Source organism: Streptomyces sp. NBC_01525 (assembly GCF_045040405.1).
In the GTDB taxonomy this organism is placed as follows: domain Bacteria; phylum Actinomycetota; class Actinomycetes; order Streptomycetales; family Streptomycetaceae; genus Streptomyces; species Streptomyces benahoarensis.
This window is the reverse complement of record NZ_CP109397.1, coordinates 1077129-1094319: the sequence shown is the minus strand read 5'-3', so window position 1 is coordinate 1094319 and position 17191 is coordinate 1077129. Positions and strand designations below refer to the sequence as shown.

14 protein-coding genes are annotated in these 17191 nt (G+C 72.8%); 4 read left to right on the top strand and 10 right to left on the bottom strand.

The window, feature by feature from the left end:
• Window position 1: 1 nt before the first annotated feature.
• The 8 genes from OG422_RS04920 to eccD all read right to left on the bottom strand — a co-directional run bounded on the left by OG422_RS04920 (window position 2) and on the right by eccD (window position 7391).
• The gene (locus tag OG422_RS04920) at window positions 2-331 is read right to left on the bottom strand and encodes a hypothetical protein (protein WP_143941931.1); all 330 of its coding nucleotides are present in this window, start codon (window positions 329-331) and stop codon (window positions 2-4) included.
• Window positions 332-459: 128 nt separating this feature from the next.
• On the bottom strand, window positions 460-759 hold the full coding sequence (locus OG422_RS04915; protein WP_405740078.1) for a YbaB/EbfC family nucleoid-associated protein: 300 nt from the start codon (window positions 757-759) through the stop codon (window positions 460-462).
• Window positions 716-2776 carry a hypothetical protein gene (locus OG422_RS04910; protein ID WP_405740075.1) on the bottom strand — a complete coding sequence of 687 codons (2061 nt, stop codon included), beginning with the start codon at window positions 2774-2776 and terminating at the stop codon, window positions 716-718. Before OG422_RS04910 ends, OG422_RS04915 begins: the two co-directional genes overlap by 44 nt.
• A 77-nt stretch (window positions 2777-2853) precedes the next feature.
• Complete coding sequence (locus OG422_RS04905; protein ID WP_143941929.1) at window positions 2854-3336, bottom strand: hypothetical protein; 483 nt, start codon at window positions 3334-3336, stop codon at window positions 2854-2856.
• Window positions 3337-3496: 160 nt separating this feature from the next.
• A complete protein-coding gene (locus tag OG422_RS04900; RefSeq protein ID WP_143941928.1) occupies window positions 3497-3805 on the bottom strand; it encodes a WXG100 family type VII secretion target in 309 nt (102 codons plus the stop codon).
• Window positions 3806-3904: 99 nt separating this feature from the next.
• Window positions 3905-4228 carry a WXG100 family type VII secretion target gene (locus OG422_RS04895; protein ID WP_143941927.1) on the bottom strand — a complete coding sequence of 108 codons (324 nt, stop codon included), beginning with the start codon at window positions 4226-4228 and terminating at the stop codon, window positions 3905-3907.
• Between the two features lie 105 nt (window positions 4229-4333).
• Window positions 4334-5854, bottom strand: a complete 1521-nt coding sequence (eccB, locus tag OG422_RS04890) for a type VII secretion protein EccB (protein WP_405740071.1) — start codon at window positions 5852-5854, stop codon at window positions 4334-4336.
• Between the two features lie 142 nt (window positions 5855-5996).
• Complete coding sequence (gene eccD / locus OG422_RS04885; RefSeq protein WP_405740068.1) at window positions 5997-7391, bottom strand: type VII secretion integral membrane protein EccD; 1395 nt, start codon at window positions 7389-7391, stop codon at window positions 5997-5999.
• A gap of 453 nt (window positions 7392-7844) precedes the next feature.
• Between eccD and eccCa the strand changes: the two genes are divergently transcribed.
• Complete coding sequence (gene eccCa / locus OG422_RS04880; RefSeq protein ID WP_405740065.1) at window positions 7845-11810, top strand: type VII secretion protein EccCa; 3966 nt, start codon at window positions 7845-7847, stop codon at window positions 11808-11810.
• A gap of 167 nt (window positions 11811-11977) precedes the next feature.
• Window positions 11978-13126 carry a glycosyltransferase gene (locus OG422_RS04875; RefSeq protein WP_405740062.1) on the top strand — a complete coding sequence of 383 codons (1149 nt, stop codon included), beginning with the start codon at window positions 11978-11980 and terminating at the stop codon, window positions 13124-13126.
• A 65-nt stretch (window positions 13127-13191) separates the two neighbouring features.
• Here the strand turns inward: OG422_RS04875 and OG422_RS04870 are convergent, their stop codons facing one another.
• Complete coding sequence (locus tag OG422_RS04870; RefSeq protein ID WP_186000429.1) at window positions 13192-14397, bottom strand: S8 family serine peptidase; 1206 nt, start codon at window positions 14395-14397, stop codon at window positions 13192-13194.
• Window positions 14398-14573: 176 nt separating this feature from the next.
• Complete coding sequence (locus OG422_RS04865; RefSeq protein WP_405740058.1) at window positions 14574-15338, bottom strand: class I SAM-dependent methyltransferase; 765 nt, start codon at window positions 15336-15338, stop codon at window positions 14574-14576.
• Window positions 15339-15501: 163 nt separating this feature from the next.
• Here OG422_RS04865 and OG422_RS04860 point away from each other — a divergent pair, with 163 nt between their 5' ends.
• Together OG422_RS04860 and OG422_RS04855 are read left to right on the top strand one after the other, a co-directional pair.
• Complete coding sequence (locus OG422_RS04860; protein ID WP_405740055.1) at window positions 15502-16434, top strand: ABC transporter ATP-binding protein; 933 nt, start codon at window positions 15502-15504, stop codon at window positions 16432-16434.
• Between the two features lies 1 nt (window position 16435).
• Entirely contained in the window at window positions 16436-17188 is a 753-nt protein-coding gene (locus OG422_RS04855) for an ABC transporter permease (RefSeq protein WP_405740052.1), read from the top strand.
• Window positions 17189-17191: the final 3 nt, after the last annotated feature.

Sequence of the window (17191 nt, the reverse complement as noted above, 5' to 3'; positions counted from 1 at the left end):
GTCACCGCATCCGCTGCTTCAGGCGGTGGGACGCGTCGATGTTGGCGTCCTCGGCGTTGGCGAAGGACGTCCGGGTGCCGAGGGTGTCCTCGGCCGCCTGCTGGAAGGCGACCGCGAGGTTCGCCAGCAGTTCATGGCAGGCGTCGACCGCGGGCAGGAACGTCTTCCGGAGCTGCTCGGACGTCTCGTCGCCGGAGCCGCATGCCTCGTTCACCATGCCGGAGACCGTCTGCGTCTGCGCGTAGATCTCCCTCGTGATGGCGGACAGGTCGTCGGTCTGGGTGGCACCGTGGTTTATCCCGCTCAGGTCGGCAGCCAGAATCTCGGCCACGGCCGTCTCCCTTCGTCCCCATCACATCCGTCGCACACCGGCGGCCCGGGTGGTGCCGCCGTACCGCCGTGCCGCACGGCATCCCGTACGGCACGGCGCTTTCACTTCCCGCGGGGTGGCCCGCCCTGCTATCCCTGCTGCTGGCCGGGGAGGGTGCCCCGGGTGAAGGCGGTGAGGAGGTCGTCCAGCGACGAACGGCCCTCGGTCATCGCCTTCAGGTCGAGCCCCTCGGGCAGGTGCGGCGCCATCGCCCGCTCCTTCGCCTCGGCGGCGTCCTCCTGCGCCCGCTGCACCGTCTCCAGCAACGCCTTCGCCAGTTCCGCCGCGGCCATCGACCGGTAGCGGGTGCTGTGCAGCTTGATGCCGGTCACCCGGCCCCGGGCGTCAGCCGTGACGCTGAGCAGATGATCCTTGGCCGTAGCCGTCACGCTGACCCTGTCGAGACTCTCCCGCGCCTCCTTGGCCTGTACGCGGGCCTCCTCCAGACGTTCCAGGGCGTTCTCCATACGGCCCAGGAGCGGATTGCCATTCATCGGTCTCTCCCAGATATGCGGTGTCGGCGAAGAGTTGGGTGCCCGGCCGGCCGAGTACGGTGGGCGCCATCTCCGGGTCGGTGCCCCAGACGGACGCGTCCTCGGCCAGCCAGGTCGTGCGCTCACGCTCCTGATTCTCCTGGCCCTTGCCGCCGCCCATGCCGTTGGCCATCGGCGGGAACACCGGGACGCTCGAACCGTTCTTGCCGCCGGACGAGGAGGTGGCGATCGGGCTGCGCACACCGTTGGCGCCGTTGGTCCCCGTGGTGCCGCCCGAGGAACCGCCCGTCCCGCCCGTGCCGTTGGACGAGATCGGGATGTTGCCGGAGCCGGTGCTCGTCCCGGGACGGAACCGGTTCGAGGAGACCGGCGGCGGCGTGTACTTCTTGCTCTCGTCCGGCGTCCACCGCCGCGTGTCGGTCCGGCCCGGAGGGGGCGGCTTGTAGGTGGTGTTCCGGTTGTTGGGGTACCGGTACGGGTTCCGGCGATCGGTGTTGCCCGGGGGCGGCACGTTGCCCGGATGGCGCAGGTACGGCGGGATGTACTGGTTCCGGTCGTTGCCACCGGTCTGGCCCGGGTTGAGGTCGCCGGTGCCGCCGCCGGTGCCGTCGCCGGTGTGTCCGGGGTTGAAGTCTCCGGTCCCGTTGCCGTCGCCGGTCTGACCTGGGTTGAGGTCGCCGGTGCCGCCGCCGGTGCCGTCGCCGGTGTGTCCGGGGTTGAAGTCTCCGGTCCCGTTGCCGTCGCCGGTCTGGCCCGGGTTGAGGTCGCCGGTGCCGCCGCCGGTGCCGTCGCCGGTGTTCCCCGGGTCGAGGTTGCCGGTGTCGCCGTTGCCGTCGCCGGTGTTCCCTTCAGGGTTCGGCGGCAGATCCTTGTCCTTGTCGGTGTCCTTGTCCGGGTTCTTGTCGTCGTCCGTGCCCGGCGGCTTGGGCGGAGGGGTCGTGCTGCCCCCGTAGCCGCCGCCGTTGATCGCGTTCTCGATGCTCGTCGGTACGGGCTTGAGCGCGAGCGTCGCGGTGTTGTACGCCTGCGCCAGCTTGATGTGGACGTCGCCGACCATGCCGTTGAGGTGCTGCTGGGCGGTTTGCAGCCAGAGCTGTTTGGCCTGTGCCTCGATCGCTTGCCAGGTGGCCTCCTGGTCGATGTACCCGATCTCCTGGCCGTCGAGGGTGAGCTGGGTGGTGCCCGCGAGGGTGTTACCGGGGTTGTCCTTGTGGTTCACGCCCACCCGGCTCAGGATCTGCTGCACCGCCCCGTACGGGGACCACGCCGGCTGCTGCTGCCAGCCGGTGTAGATCTCCTGCATCTCGTTCACCGCGGCCCGCAGCCCCTGACCGGCCTGGTTGATGGCGCCCAGGTAGCCGCCGGAGCCGCTCGGGCCGCCGGTCAGGTTGTCGATCTCCTCGAACGCCCGCGACAGCCGCAGCAGCACGTCCGCGAACGCGGCGGACGCCGACCCCTTCCAGCCGCTCTCCGGGTTGTCCAGCTTGGCCCGCCACTGGTCGAGACCGATGTGGTAGTTGTTGAAGTACTGGATGGCGCCTTGGAGTTGCTGCTCGGCGTAGGTGAAGCTGGGTATCGACGTGACGTCGGTGCCCGAGCCCGCGAGCGCCGTGAGCACCTTGCTGGAGCCCATGTTGAGCCTGGGCCAGGGCGAGTCCTTGCCGTCCATGTCCTTGTCGCCGTCGACCATGCCGACCCCGGCGGTCATCTCCACGCTGCGCCCGTTGTCGTACCGCGTGACCCACATGCCCTGCCACGGGTCCCGCCCGAGGGCGTAGTTCCAGTAGGCGCGGGTCCACGGGGGCTTCGTGACGTCCTCCAGGGCGGGGATCGGCTCCAGAGTGCCGCTGCCCGCCGTCCCCTTCTGGAAGAAGGAGTTCAGCAGTTCGGGCCAGGTCGTGGGGTCGGCCATGGGTCTGCTCCTGCGTGAGATGCGGTCGGGGGGCGGAAGGCGGCCGGGGTCCCCTCACGGACCTGGCGCCACGCAGATCAGGCGGTGGTGTGCTGCCCGCCGTCGGTGTTCTGCCCGCCCTGGTTGTCGCCGGAGGAGGAGCCCGGCGGCTGCGTGCCGCCGCTGGAGCCACCGCTGGAGCCACCGGAGCCCTTGCCGCCCGCCGCCAGCGCGCTGCCGATGATTTCCTGGAGCTGCTGGGCCGTCAGCTGGGTGTTCTCGTCCTCGATGTTGCTCATGGCGGTGCTGGTCTCCAGGAGCTGCACCATCATCTTGTCCGAGAGGTTGTACGCCGTGGTCAGCTCGTTGAGCAGCGCGGTCGCCGCTTCCTTGAAGCGGTTCGACAGGTCGACGGCCGGCTGGTAGTTGGTCCCGCCCGGCAGCAGCTTGTTGGCGCCCTGGAACGCCTGGAGGAGGACGCGGGCCTGGTCGGCCCCCTCGCGCAGGTGGGTCAGCTCGTTCGTCCGGAAACCCTCCAGGGTCGCCTTCGTGAACGTCACGGTTCCTTTGTCGTCCGCCATGTCTCGCTCCTGCTGGGTGAGGGCGCGCGCACGCGGCGCGGGCCACGCTGATCGGCGCGGAAGTACGAAGTGGTGAGGGGGAGGGCGCCCGCCGCGGACGGGGGCTACGGGTACGGGCAGCGTGCGGAGACCTCGCTCCGCACGCCGTCCGCACGGTCCGTCAGCTGGTGGTGAGCGCACCCCACTTGGCCTGCTCGGTACCGTCGACGTGCTGGTAGTTCATCCGGACCTGGCCCAGCGTCCTGCCGCCCATGCCCAGCGTCGCGCGCATCTCGTCGACCTTCTGGATCCAGGCGCGGTGCGCGTTGTCGTACGCGTCGATGGCCTGACCGGACATCTCGCTGCGGACGGTGTTGACCTGGGCGTTCAGCTCATCCAGGTAGTTCTCGATCGTCTGCGTGTAGTTCACCAGCTCCTGATGGCCCTGGTCCATGGCTGCGTGGTTGGTGCTGAAATCGGTAAGTTCCATCTGGCGCGTCCTCACGAATCGATGGGATGACAGGGGAAGAGTGGCCGCCCGGAGGCCGCCCGGTCGCGGACCGTCGAGAGCGGTCCGCCCACACGTCGCTCAGTGGTGACTGGTCTGTGTCACCCAGTTCTTGCTCAGGCCGACACCCTCCGACTCGGTGTTGGTGAAGCTGTTGCGCGTGCCGCCCAGCTGGTCACCCATCGCCTGGAGGGAGTCCATGAGTGCCTTGAGCTGCGTCTGCCAGGTGGCCAGGGCGTTGCCGAAGCCGCCCGACGCGTTCCCCGTCCAGCTGCCGGACAGCGCGATCTTGCTGTTCTCGACGCTGGTCTGGATGTTCTGGCAGCTGGCGTGCGTGTTGTCGATGGCCTTGGCCGCGATCTGGAGAGCATGCTCACTGCTTGTGAGCTGGTTTCCGGCTCCCATGCTGGGCTCCTTGGAGATCGGCGCCGGACGCGGACCCGGTGTCCGTGTCCCGGCGGGAACGTGCGGTGAACGGCATCCGGGCCGGGGTGGCCGGAAGGCGGTGCGTCATCCGGCCGCCCCCTTCCCGGAGTCTGCGGTGGAGCTTCCGGAGGCGCGGCACTCGGGGTCCTCCGGCGCCTGCGGAGCCGTCAGCGCGGGCTGCGCCGCCGCCACCGGATCGAGCACGGGGCCCGTCGGCAGCAGGCGCAGCAGCGCGGACGGCAGTCGTACGGCCTCCGGCTCGGTGAACGACAGCTTCTTCAGCACCGAGCCGTCGGCCAGCGGGTACTTGGTGCCGTCCCCGGTGACGAGGTACGGCGCGCCGGTGCTCCGGCCGCTGCCCTCGCCGCCGCGGCCCGGCAGCGGGCGGGCCAGCACCGCGGTGCCCGGCTGCGCGGTCACCAGGCCCGGCTGCGGGCAGCCCGGCGCGGTGCTCTGCCGCGGCACGATCGGACGGCCACCGGCCAGCCGCCGGTCGGTCAGGCTGATCCGCTGGAGCGGGGCGTTCCCGTGCGGGGTGACGGTCAGACAGGGGACGGAGCCGCCGGGGGAGACGGCGCGGGGCGGCGCGGCGGGCAGCCCGGCCAGGAACTCCGCCGGGCCGCCCTTGGCCAGTGCCGGGCGGACCTGGTCCGGGGTGAGGGCGATCGCGGCGGGCGCGGAGCCGCCGTACGCCTTCTTCCGGGTGGCGGCGTCGCCGGTCAGCAGCTGGGAGCCGGTGAGGGTGAACGGCACCAGCCCGTCCTTGGTCAGCAGGTAGTACTGGTCGGCGGAGCTGGGCGTGTGCACCACGAAGAACTGGCCGACCAGCCGCTTCGACCCGCCGATCACCGGGCCCGCGGAGCCGCGCCCGGGAACGTCCGGCGCCGTCAGATCGGGACCGGCGGGGATCGCGGCGAGGAACGACTCGTCCACGGCGACCGGGTCGACGGTGCCGTAGCCGAGCGCCTGCACGGCGCCGCTCCGGTCGTCCAGCCGTAGCCGCTGACCGTGCCACAGCAGGTAGACGTTCTCCTTGGCGTCCTGGACGAGTACCGCCTTGGCGTCCGGCAGCGGCGGGCTCGCGGCGCTCACGCCGATCCCCACCGAGGTGGTCGCCAGCTCGCGTCCGTCGTCGCCGGTGCGGCTGGTGGCGCACACCTGCCAGGCGCCTTGGGAGAGGGCGTCGCCCGACGGCAGCGAGTCGGGCGCGTCGGGGATGCCGATCGCCGTGCCGCGTGGCACGCCCGCCAGTGATTCCCGCGAGACCTCCTGCACCAGGCCCTTCTCCCCGATGGCGAGCTTCGCCGAGGTGTAGTTGAGGACCGGGCGCAGCTCCCCGCCGCCGTAGAGGTACCGGGCGCCGGTCTCCTTCTCCACGATGATGGCGTCGGCCTGCTGCCAGGAGGTGGACCGTCCGGGGAAGAGCAGACCGGACAGCGCGAACCCGACGCAGAGCAGCACCCCGATGACCAGCCCGATGACGGTCCCGCGCTTGGTGCGGCCCATATGGGTGTCGAGGGCGTCCGGATCGGCGGAGAGCATGCTGGAGGTCAGGCGTCCCACCACGAAGGAATACGCCTGGACCTGGTCCCGCCGTGACTGCATCTGCTCTCCTACCACCGTGCCGCGCCCGCCGCTGCCGGGCTGTGTTGTCGGGACCGGACGGTGCGTTCGCGCCGGTCGCGGACCCACCGGGAAGAGGCGAGAGGGCGCGCGGGGCCGGTCGTCCGCCGCGCGCCGCGGGACGTCAGCTCAGCCAGGCCCGCAGCGCGCCGAGCGCACCCAGATCGATGAGGACGAGGGGGAGCAGCGCGACGGCGCAGGCCGAGTGGAGCAGATCGGCGGCGCGGCCCCAGTACGGGACGAGCCGACGGCCGGGCAGCGCCCAGGAGGCGATGACCAGCCCGGCGCCGACGATCAGCAGCGCCAGCAGGACGAGGGCGCGGGTGCCGGGGGAGCCGTGCCAGGCGAAGCCGACGGCGGGCAGCAGCAGACCGAGGCAGCCGGGGAGCACCACCGACAGCCGCTGGCGGGTACCGGCCATCGCGCGGGCGTGCAGCACCAGCAGCACGCTGAGCACCGAGCCGAGCACCAGCGGCTCCCAGCCCCGCCCGGTGGACAGCGCCACCAGGCACACCGCGCACATCAGACCGCAGGCCGCGTAGAGGGCGGTCATGTAGCGGTCGGCGACGCGGGTGCGCTCCAGCACATCGGTGGACGGCACCGGGTCGATGCCCTCCTGGAGTTCCTGGGCGTTGGTGGGCAGCGGCGGCAGCCGCAGTCCGGCCAGCCGGAACGACAGCAGGGGCACGAAGGTGCCGAGGATGACGGTGACGGCGGCGACCGGACCGGCCGCCTCCGACGGCCCGAGACCGGCGGTGAGCCCGAGGACCCCGCCGACCGCGGTGAGCCAGAAGCCCAGCAGGACGGCGGTGAACAGCGGCGCCGCGGACGCCGCCGCGGCCAGTGCCAGGATGGCGGCGCCCGAACCGGCCGCGGCACCGGCCAGCAGCCGCGCCCCGAGCAGCGGGTCACCGGCCGGTCCGGCGGGCACGAACCAGCCCGCCACGAAGAGATAGGGGACGGCCAGCAGGCCGAGGGTGGTACCGGCGACGGCGTCCCCCACGGCCCGGGAGGCGGCGATCGCGCCGAGGAGCAGCAGGACGCCGACGGCGGTGGTGGCCGCGGAGTGCAGCAGCGGCAGGCCGCTGGTGGCCAGCGGGACCAGCCCGGCCAGCAGCACGGCGGAACCGAAGCCGAGGGCGAGGCGCCGGGTGCCCTGCGGGCCCCACTGGTCGGCGCGCTCGCGCATACCGGTGGCGACGCCGTCGACGAGGTCGTCGAAGTGCACGGGCGGCAACTGCTCGCGGCGCGGCCGCAGATGGAGGGTTTCGCCGTCCCGCAGGCCCAGGTCGGCGGGGGTCGACTCCTCGTCGAGGGCGGGGCGGCCGAGCCGCTGGAGGATCCAGCCGCCGTGCTCCACACCCGTTTCGTCGAGGTCGCCGCCGGGGACGGAGCCGTGCTCCAGCAGCGAGGGCATCACCTCGACCAGGGGCATGTCGGCCGGTAGACCGATCTCGAAGGAGCGCTCAGGCGCCTTGACGACGATCTTGCATATATCGGCAACGATGGTGCTGCTCACGTCAGTTCTCGCCTTCCACCCCAACGTCGAGGCTCTTCGACCAGAACGTCCCGCCGGGGCAAGGACTCCCGTTTTAGACCTCTCGGTATAAAGCGGCTAGACATCCGATGGCTGTGCCGACGCCTGTTCCTCGGTCGATGGGGCCTCTGCACAGGCCGCGGAACGTCACGCTCCCGGCGCGAAAGCATCGCTCTGCCTGCGTGGAGGGCGTCCTGGTGGAGAGGAAGTTAACACAAGTCGCTTTAAGGATGGTCGGTCTGAGGAAAACTTGTGCGATCTTCGCCGGACGGGGGCGACGGGGCCCCGAAGCGGCCATGGCATCATCTGGGCCCACCAGCCCGACGCGCCGCCGAACGCCCGCTGTTGACGCCGCCGCCCCCTGCCCGGACACCCCCTCCGGACGGTCGGCCGGCTCCGGTGGCGGCCGACCCCGTACGTACCGAGAGGACCCGTGTGAGCCTCATCCTCTTCCGCCGTCCGCCACGCCGGCCGGGTCCTGAAGTTCCCGGTGGCGAACTGGAATTGCAGGAGCCGCCCGTCCTCCCCGAGCGGACCAGCAGCCTCTCCGCGCTCTTCACCTATCTGCCGATGGCCGTCGCGTCCACCGGCATGGTGCTGATCTTCCTGCGGCCCGGCGGCGGCAGCGGCGTCTTCACCTATATGGTCGGCGGGATGATGCTGGTCAGCACGTTGGCCATGCTGATCGGCCAACTCGTGCGCACCGCAGGCGAACGCAAGCAGCGCCTCAGCGGCGACCGCCGCGACTATCTCCGCTACCTGTCGCAGAACCGGCGCCGGGTCCGTGAGGCCGTCGTCGGCCAGCGCGACGCCCACGCCTGGCGCAACCCCGATCCGGAGGCGCTGCGTTCACTGGTGCGAACGACCCGGCTGTGGGAACGGCGCACCTCCCACGAGGACTTCGCCGAGGTCCGCCTCGCCGTCGGCGACCAGCGGCTCGGCATGCGCGTCGCCCCCATGGAGACCAAGCCCGTCGAGGACCTGGAGCCGCTCGCCGCCCACGCGCTGCGCCGCTTCATCCGCGCCTACACCTCCGTCGCAGACCAGCCCATCGCCCTTTACCTCCGCGGCTACGCCCGCGTCCAGTTCCGCGGCGACGACGAGACCGCGCGGGCCATGCTCCGCGCCCTCATCGGTCAACTCGCCGTCTTCCACGCCCCCGAGGAACTGCGCCTCGCGGCCTGCACCTCCAAGGACGCGCTGGAGCACTGGGAGTGGCTCAAGTGGCTGCCCCACGCCCTGCACCCGACCGAGCACGACGGTGCCGGACAGCGCCGTCTGGTCACCGAGGACGCCACCGAATTCGCCGAACTCCTCGGAGGTCTGCTCTCCGACCGTCCGCGCTTCGACCCCCAGGCCACACCCGGCAAGGAGGAGCCGTTCACCGTCGTCGTCCTCGACGGCGCCGACATCCCCGGCGACGACCGGCTGTCCGGCGGCGGCTACCGCAACTGCGTCGTCCTCGACCTCTCCTCCAGCCTCGCCTGGGGCGGCCCGCACACCCTCGGCCTGGAGGCCGAACCCGGCCATCTGCGCGCCGTCGGCCGCGACCGCAACGGACGCGAAACCGTCTCCCGGCTCGGCCGCCCCGACGCCCTCGGCCTCGTCCGCGCCCGCGCCCTGGCCCGCATGGTCGCGCCGTACCGCATGAGCGTGACCACCGAGGTCGCCGAGCCGCTGGAATCCGACTTCCAGCTCACCACCCTGCTGGGCATCGCCGATCTGCACACCCACGAGCTGGAGCGGTTCCACGAGTTCCGCGGCCCGGGCGAGCGCGACCGGCTGCGCGTCCCGGTCGGTGTCGCCGCCGACGGCTCGCCCGTCGAAATCGACCTCAAGGAGTCCGCGCACAACGGCATGGGCCCGCACGGCATGCTCATCGGCGCGACCGGTTCCGGCAAGAGCGAGCTGCTGCGCACCCTCGTCACCTCGCTCGCCCTCACCCACTCCTCCGAGATCCTCAATCTCGTCCTCGTGGACTTCAAGGGCGGCGCCACCTTCCTCGGCCTGGAGAACCTGCCGCACACCTCCGCCCTCATCACCAACCTCGCCGACGAGGCCGCGCTGGTGACCCGTATGCACGACGCCGTCCACGGCGAACTGATCCGCCGTCAGGAGCTGCTGCGCGCCGCCGGTAACTACACCAACAACCTGGAGTACGAGAAGGCTCGGCTCGCCGGGACCCCGCTGGCGCCGATGCCGTCGCTCGTCATCATCGTCGACGAGTTCAGCGAACTGCTCGCCGCCCACCCCTCCTTCATGGACCTCTTCGTCATGATCGGACGGCTCGGCCGCAGCCTCGGCGTGCATCTGCTGCTCGCCTCCCAGCGCCTCGACGAGGGCCGCGTCCACCAGCTCGAATCGCATCTCTCGTACCGCATCGGCCTGCGCACCTTCTCCGCCATGGAGAGCCGCGGCGTCCTCGGCGTCCCCGACGCCCACCAGCTGCCGCCCGCCCCCGGCAACGGCTACCTCAAGAGCGACACCGCCACCCTCACCCGCTTCAAGGCGGCCTACGTCTCCGGCCCCTACGAGGCCCGGCGCCGCAACGCCCCGAGCGCCCAGGGCGGTGGCTCGGCTGTCCCGTACCGCTCCGGCTACGTGGCACCCACCCGGCCCGTCGTCCCCGCCGAGCCCGACCCGGCCGAGGAACGGGAGCAGCTCACCCTCCTGGAAACCGCCAACCGGCGCCTGCTGGACGCGGGCGGCCCGCCCGCCCACCGCATCTGGCTGCCCCCGCTGGACGTTCCGCCGACCCTCGACGAGATGCTGCCCGCCCAGCCGGACGACCTGGCCCGCCTCTACGACCCCGAGCGCAAGCAGGCCGGACCGCTGCGGGTGCCGGTCGGCGTCATCGACCGCCCCTTCGACCAGCGGCGCGACCCGCTCATCGCCGACCTCTCCACCACCGGCGGCCACCTCGGCGTCGCCGGCGGACCGCAGACCGGCAAGAGCACCCTGCTGCGCACCGTCATCACCGCCCTCGCCCTCACCCACACCCCGCGCGAGGTGCAGTTCCACTGCCTCGACTTCGGCGGCGGCAACTTCGGCACCCTGTCCGACCTGCCGCACATGGGCACCATCAGCAGCCGCGTCCACACCGAGCGCGTCCACCGCACCGTGGGCGAGCTGGAGACCCTGCTGACCCGCCGCGAGGAGCAGTTCGCCGAGTCCACCATCGACGGCATCGCCGACTATCGCAGGCGCCGCGCCGCCGGGGAGTTCCCCGACGACCCCTGGGGCGACGTCTTCCTCGTCGTCGACGGCTGGTCCACGCTGCGCAACGACTTCTTCGACCTGAGCCAGAACATCGCCCAACTCGGCGCCCGCGGCCTCAACTACGGCATCCACCTGCTGATCTCCTCGCCCCGCTGGGCCGACATCCAGCCCGCCCTGCGCGACCAGATCGGCAGCCGCTTCGAGCTGCGGCTCGGCGACCCGGTGGACTCCGTCGTCAACATGCGCAAGGCCAAGGAGGTCCCCCGCATCCCCGGCCGCGGTCTGACCGAGGACACCTACCACTTCCTGACCGCACTGCCCCGCACCGACGGCGACGGCAACGCCGCCACCCTCACCGAGGGCACCCAGGAAATGGTCGCCGCGGTCCGCGCCGCCTGGGGCGACCGCCCCGGCGCCCCCGCCGTGCGGATGCTCCCGCCCACGGTCCACGCCGCCGAACTGCCCGCGCCGGTCGGCCGGGACATCCCGCTGGGCCTGGAGGAGAACGAACTCGCCGCCTTCCGGCAGGACTTCGACGCCGACCCGCACCTCGTCGTCATCGGCGACACCGAGAGCGGCAAGACCAACCTGCTGCGGCTCGTCGCCGACTCCATCGTCCGCACCCACACCAGCACCGAGGCCAAGTTCGCCTTCGTCGACCTGCGGCGCGAGCTGTACGACGCGGTGCCCGAGGAGTACCGCCTCGACTACGCGGTCTCCCTCGACGCCGTCCGCGAGATGGTCCGCAACTGCGCCGCCTCGATGCGGCCACGCATCCCCGGCCCGGACATCACCCCGGACCGGCTGCGCAAGCGCGACTGGTGGAAGGGCCCGCAGGTCTTCCTCATCGCGGACGACTACGACCTCGTCGGCGGCTCCGGTATCGGCGCGCAGACCCCGTTCGAGCCGCTGATCGACGTCCTCACCCAGGGCTCGGAGATCGGTTTCCACCTGATCCTCGCCCGCTCCGCCGGAGGCGTCAGCCGCGCGATGAACGACCCGCTGATGCGGCGTCTCATCGAGGCGAACACCAACCGCCTGCTGCTCTCCTGCCCGCCCGGCGAAGGCGTCCTCTTCGGCGACGTCCGCCCCCGTACGTATCCGCCGGGCCGCGCACAGTGGATCGCCCGCCGCCGCAACGTCCAGGTACAGACGGCGCTGCTGGAGGAGAAGGAGCACTGAGGTCCGTCGTGAAGGTGCCGGTCACGCCACTGGTGTGACCGGCACTTCCGTTTCCCCGGGGCCCCGTGTACGAACTGCGCCCGCACGCCACACCCGCGGCCCGCGGGCGCCCGTTCCAGCGCACGATGGCCGGACCGCCACGCCCCACGAGGAAGCCCGGAGCCCCCATGACCTTACGCATCGCCGTCACCGCCGAGCCGATACCGTCGCATCTCTCCGCGCTCGACTACGTCATCGGCCCGGCCCGGGAACAGGGCCACGAGGTCACCTTCCACGCCCCCCTCATGTTCCGCCGCGAGGCCCGGCGCCGCGGCATCGCGTACCGGCGGGCGGGCACGGAATGGACCTGCGAGCCCGGCGTGCAGGAGAGGGCGAGCGAGATCTGGCGGCGGCACGGGAACTGGGCCTTCAACCGCCATGTCTTCGGACGGCTCTGGCCCGGCCACGCCGAGGCCAAGACCCGCGCCCTGCTCACCGCATGGCGCCGGGACCGGCCCGATCTGGTGATCGCCGAATGCAGCGACCCGGGCGCCCACCTCGCGGCGCGGATCCTGCGCCTGCCGCTGCTCGTGGCGGACAACGGCCTCGGCCCGCTGCTGCGGGACCTCTGGGACACCGACATCGCGCCCGCCCTGAACCCCCTCCACAAGCAGTACGGGCAGGACGCCCCCGCCCTGCCCCCGATGCTCACCCCGGCCCCGGTCCCGTGGTTCCACGCGACGCCCCCGCCCGCCGCGCACCCGGTCCGCCGCACCGTCGCGGCACACCGGACCGTCCTCCCCGCCCGGCTGGACCGCGCCCCGTCCGCCCGCCCCCTCGTCTACGCGAGCCTGGGCACCCTCACCACCGCGATGCCGGGGCTGCGCACCACCGTGGAGGCCGTGTACCGGGAGATCATCGCCGCGCTCACCGCGCTCGACTGCGACGCGATCGTCTCCGCGGGCGGCCTCGCGACACACCTGACCAGCGACGATCCCCGTATCACCGTCGTCGCGCACGTACCGCAGCCCGCGCTGCTGCACCGCGCCGACCTCTTCGTGACGCACGGCGGCCGGGCGTCCCTGCTCGACGCGGTGCAGGGCGCGACGCCCGTCCTCGGCATGGGCGTCCTCGCCGATCAGCCCGCCAACACCGCCGCGTTCGCCCGGCACGGACTCGGCCGGGCCCTGCCCCTGACGGCGCCGCGCGCGGAGATCGCCGACGCCATGACGGCCCTCCTCGGCGACTCCCGGTACACCGATGCCATGACCGCAGCCCGGACCGAACTGTCCGGGCTGCCGCCGCTCGACCTCACACAACTGCCGGAGCCCTGCTGAGACACGCGCACGCACAAGGCGCACCGGGCGGCGTCCGCCCGGTGCGCCTTCGTCGCATCCAGCTCCTACGGCGCGCGCCAGCCGCGCGCCCGGCCACGGGGGATCACCACCGCCAACAGCGCCGCCACCGCCGCCACCGCGGCGACCCCGCCCGCCATCGCCCACACCGGGCCGGACGCGACCTGCGGCGGCGGCTGGTCCGCCTGGTAGGCGGCGGCGACCGACCCCTTGCCGGGCGCGCCCGTGCCCTCGCCCGGCCGCAGCGCGGCCACCGCGCCCTCCGGGTCGACCATGCCGTACCCGGTCACCGCGTCCGGCACCGCCCCGGAGCCGCGCACCGCGGTGGCCCGCAGCCGCTCCCGTACCGCGTCGGCCGACAGCTGCGGATCGCGGGCGCGTACCAGCGCGGCGGTCCCGGCGACGAACGCCGCCGCCACCGGGTCCCCGCTCCCCGTGAAGTGCCCGCCGCCGGGGCCCACGCTCAGCACCCGGTCGCCGGGCGCCGTCAGATCGACGCGGACCGTCGCCCCGCCGGTCGCCGCCGCCTGCCGGGCGTCGCCGCCGAGCGGGGCGCCCGCCACGTTGACGGCGGCCACGCTGACCACCCGCGGATAGGCCGCCGGGTACGAGATCCCGTGGCTGCGGCTCTCCGTACCGGCGCCCGCCACCACGACGACATCCTTGTCCTGTGCGTACGCGAGCGCCGACTTCAGCGCCCCGCTGGAGCGCGCGGCACCCACCCCGACCAGCACCACCCGCGCACCGTGGCCGATGGTCGCGCGGATGCCCGCGGCCACCGCGTCGGGGTCGGCGTCCCCGCCGTACCCCTCCGCCTCGACGGCCGCCCCGACGATCCGGGCCTGCGGGGCGACGCCCTCGAAGCCGATGTCCGGGGTACGCGCGGCCGCGACCACCCCGGCGAGGAACGTGCCGTGCCCGGAGCAGTCCTTGCCGGTGCCCGCCGCCCGCCCGGCCAGCGCCGGGACGGAGGCGTCGAGCCCGCCGTCGACCACCCCGACCGTCACCCCGCGGCCCTCACTGAGCGGATGCGCCTTCTCGATGCCGAGCAGCTTCTGCGGCCACGGCGTCGCCCGCGCCGTACGGGAGCTGTGCTTGACGCACTTCGTGCCGTCGAGCGCCGTGGAGATCTGCGGCAGTACGGCGGAGTCGGCGAGCGGGGCGGCGACGGCCGGGACCGGGACCGCCCCGGCGAACAGGACGCAGCCCACCGTGGTGGCCCGCAGGGAGAATTTCCGCCGACGGTCGGACACGAAGGTGCCTCCTGGAGCAGGTCGAACAGCGCCCACCCGACGGGGCCGGCCTGTGCTTGACCGGGATCATACGCAGAACCGGCCGACGGGCGAACGGGCAGGCGAGCCGGTGCAGTTTGTCCCGGCGGACGGGCCCGGGGCCGACGGACGCAGTCCGCCCCGGAGACCCGCCCCGCTCACCCCGCCGGCTTCCGCGCCTCGATCAGAAACCGCGTCGTACGCGCCGGGAACGGCCCCTCCGCGAGGATCTTCTCGTGCAGGTCGCGCAGCCGGTCGCGGTAGCCGTCCACGGTGAAGCCAGGGACCATCCAGATCACCTTCCGCAGGAAGTACACCACCGCGCCGATGTCGCGGAACTCCGTCCGCAGGGACTCCAGCCGCAGATCGACGACGTCCAGACCGGCCGCCTCCGCGTCCCGCCGGGCGTCGTCGGGGTGGCGGCTGCGCCGCACCTCCTCCGGCTGCGGCCCCAGGAAGAACTCCACCAGCTCGAAGACGCTGGCCGGACCGACCTGTTGGGACAGATACGTACCGCCGGGCTCCAGCACCCGGGCGATCTCCTGCCACCACACCGTCACCGGATGGCGGCTGACGACCAGATCGAAGGAGGCGTCGGCGAACGGCAGCGGCGGCTCGTCCGGATCGGCAACCACCACCACACTGCGCGGCCGCAGCAGCCGCGTCGCCGCGGCGACGTTCGGCGGCCACGCCTCCGTGGCGGCCACCACCGGCGGCAACCGGTCCACCCCGGCCAGCACCTCCCCGCCGCCGGTCTGCACATCCAGCGCCGCCGACGCGCGCGCCATCCGCGCGCCCATCAGCCGCTGATACCCCCACGACGGGCGGTCCTCCGCCGCCCGCCCCGCCAGCCAGGAGAAGTCCCAGCCCGCCATCGGAGCCCGCTCGGCCTCCGCCACCAGATCCTCAAACGTTCGCGACACGGGGGCGATGCTCCCAGCCGCTCCGCCCCGAAGCCACCCGGTTTCCGCCCAGGGGTCGTACCCCGGCCATCGGCCGATCGCCGCGCCATCAACCGATCGGCTGATACGGCGTCGAGCGCGTCGGCCGATGTCCGGCGCGGGCCCGGCGGGCGAGGCTGGCGTCATGTCCATCATCGAAGTGAAGGGCCTGCGCAGGGCCTACGGGGGGCGCCCCGTCGTCGACGGCATCAGCTTCACCGTCGACGAGGGCGAGATCTTCGGCATTCTCGGCCCGAACGGCGCCGGTAAGACCACCACCGTCGAATGCGTCGAGGGACTGCGCGTCCCCGACGCCGGAACCGTACGGGTCGCCGGGCTCGACCCCATCGCCGACCACGACCGCGTCACCCGCCTCCTCGGCGCCCAGCTCCAGGAGAGCGAACTCCAGCCGAAACTCACCGTCGGCGAGGCCCTGGAGCTGTACAGCGCCTTCTACCCCGACCCCGCCGACCGCGGCCACCTCGCCGACCGGCTCGGCCTCACCGACCTCCTCGGCCGCCGCTTCGGCAAGCTCAGCGGCGGCCAGAAACAGCGCCTGTTCATCGCGCTCGCCCTCATCGGCAACCCCCGCGTGGTGGTCCTCGACGAGCTGACGACCGGCCTCGACCCGCGGTCGCGGCGCGATACCTGGCGGCTCATCGAGGAGGTCCGCGACAGCGGCGTCACCGTCCTCCTCGTCACCCATTTCATGGAGGAGGCGCAGCGGCTCTGCGACCGCGTCGCGGTGATCGACCGGGGCCGGATCGCCGCCCTCGACACCCCCGCGGGCCTGATCCGCGGCGCCTCCGCCGCCACCGTCATCTCCTTCACCCCCTCCCGGCCGCTGGACCCCGCGGACCTCACCGCGCTGCCCGCGGTCACCTCCACCAGCCGCGACAGGGACGGCCGCATCACCCTGCACGGCGCCGACGACACCGTCACCGCGCTCCTCTCGCTGCTCGCCCGGCACTCCGTCACGGCCGGCCGGCTGCGCGTCGTCGACGCCACGCTCGACGACGCGTTCCTCGACCTGACCGCGGGGCACGGCGCCACCGACCTCATCGACCGGGAGAGCTGAGATGTCCACCGTGACCACGGCGCACACCGCCGTACTCAAGACCGAGGCGAAGCTCTTCCGCCGGGAACCCGGGGCGCTCTTCTGGCTGGTGGTCTTCCCGAGCGCGCTGCTGACGATCCTCGGCCTCATCCCGGCCTTCCGCGAACCGGGCGCGGCCCCCGGCGGGCTGCGCGTCATCGACCTGTACGTGCCGGTCGCCGTGCTGCTCGCGCTGAGCGTCGCCGGGGTGCAGACCATGCCGGCCCAGCTCACCGGCTACCGCGAACGCGGCATCCTGCGCCGCCTGTCCACCACCCCGGCCCGCCCCTCGTCGCTGCTCCTGGCGTCGCTGGTGCTGCACGCCGTCGTCGTCCTCGGCTCCGTGCTGCTCGCCCTCGCCGTCGGCCGCCTCGCGTTCGGCGTGGCGCTCCCCGCCCAACCCGCCGGGTATGTGCTGGCGTTGCTGATCACGGCGTTCGCCGCGTTCGCGCTGGGCTGCGCGCTGGCGGCGGTCCCCCGGACGGTGAAGGCCGCGCAGACCCTCGGCACCGTCGTCTTCTTCCCGATGATGTTCACCGCGGGCGTGTGGATCCCGGTCCAGTCCATGCCGGAGACGCTGCGTCACCTCGTGGAGTGGTCGCCGCTCGGCGCCGCCTCGCAGGCGCTCGGCCAGGCGGCCGCCGGACACTGGCCGAGCTGGTCGCACCTGGGCGTGACCGGCCTGTGGGCGGTGCTGCTGCTGATCGTGGCGGCCCGCCGGTTCCGTTGGGAGTGAGCG

Coding starts and splice junctions, on each gene's coding strand:
- OG422_RS04905 (WP_143941929.1), bottom strand. CDS start 3,336: ATGGCGGACGACAAAGGAACCGTGACGTTCACGAAGGCGACCCTGGAG.
- OG422_RS04875 (WP_405740062.1), top strand. CDS start 11,978: ATGACCTTACGCATCGCCGTCACCGCCGAGCCGATACCGTCGCATCTC.
- OG422_RS04895 (WP_143941927.1), bottom strand. CDS start 4,228: ATGGGAGCCGGAAACCAGCTCACAAGCAGTGAGCATGCTCTCCAGATC.
- eccB (WP_405740071.1), bottom strand. CDS start 5,854: ATGCAGTCACGGCGGGACCAGGTCCAGGCGTATTCCTTCGTGGTGGGA.
- OG422_RS04860 (WP_405740055.1), top strand. CDS start 15,502: ATGTCCATCATCGAAGTGAAGGGCCTGCGCAGGGCCTACGGGGGGCGC.
- OG422_RS04900 (WP_143941928.1), bottom strand. CDS start 3,805: ATGGAACTTACCGATTTCAGCACCAACCACGCAGCCATGGACCAGGGC.
- OG422_RS04855 (WP_405740052.1), top strand. CDS start 16,436: ATGTCCACCGTGACCACGGCGCACACCGCCGTACTCAAGACCGAGGCG.
- OG422_RS04910 (WP_405740075.1), bottom strand. CDS start 2,776: ATGGCCGACCCCACGACCTGGCCCGAACTGCTGAACTCCTTCTTCCAG.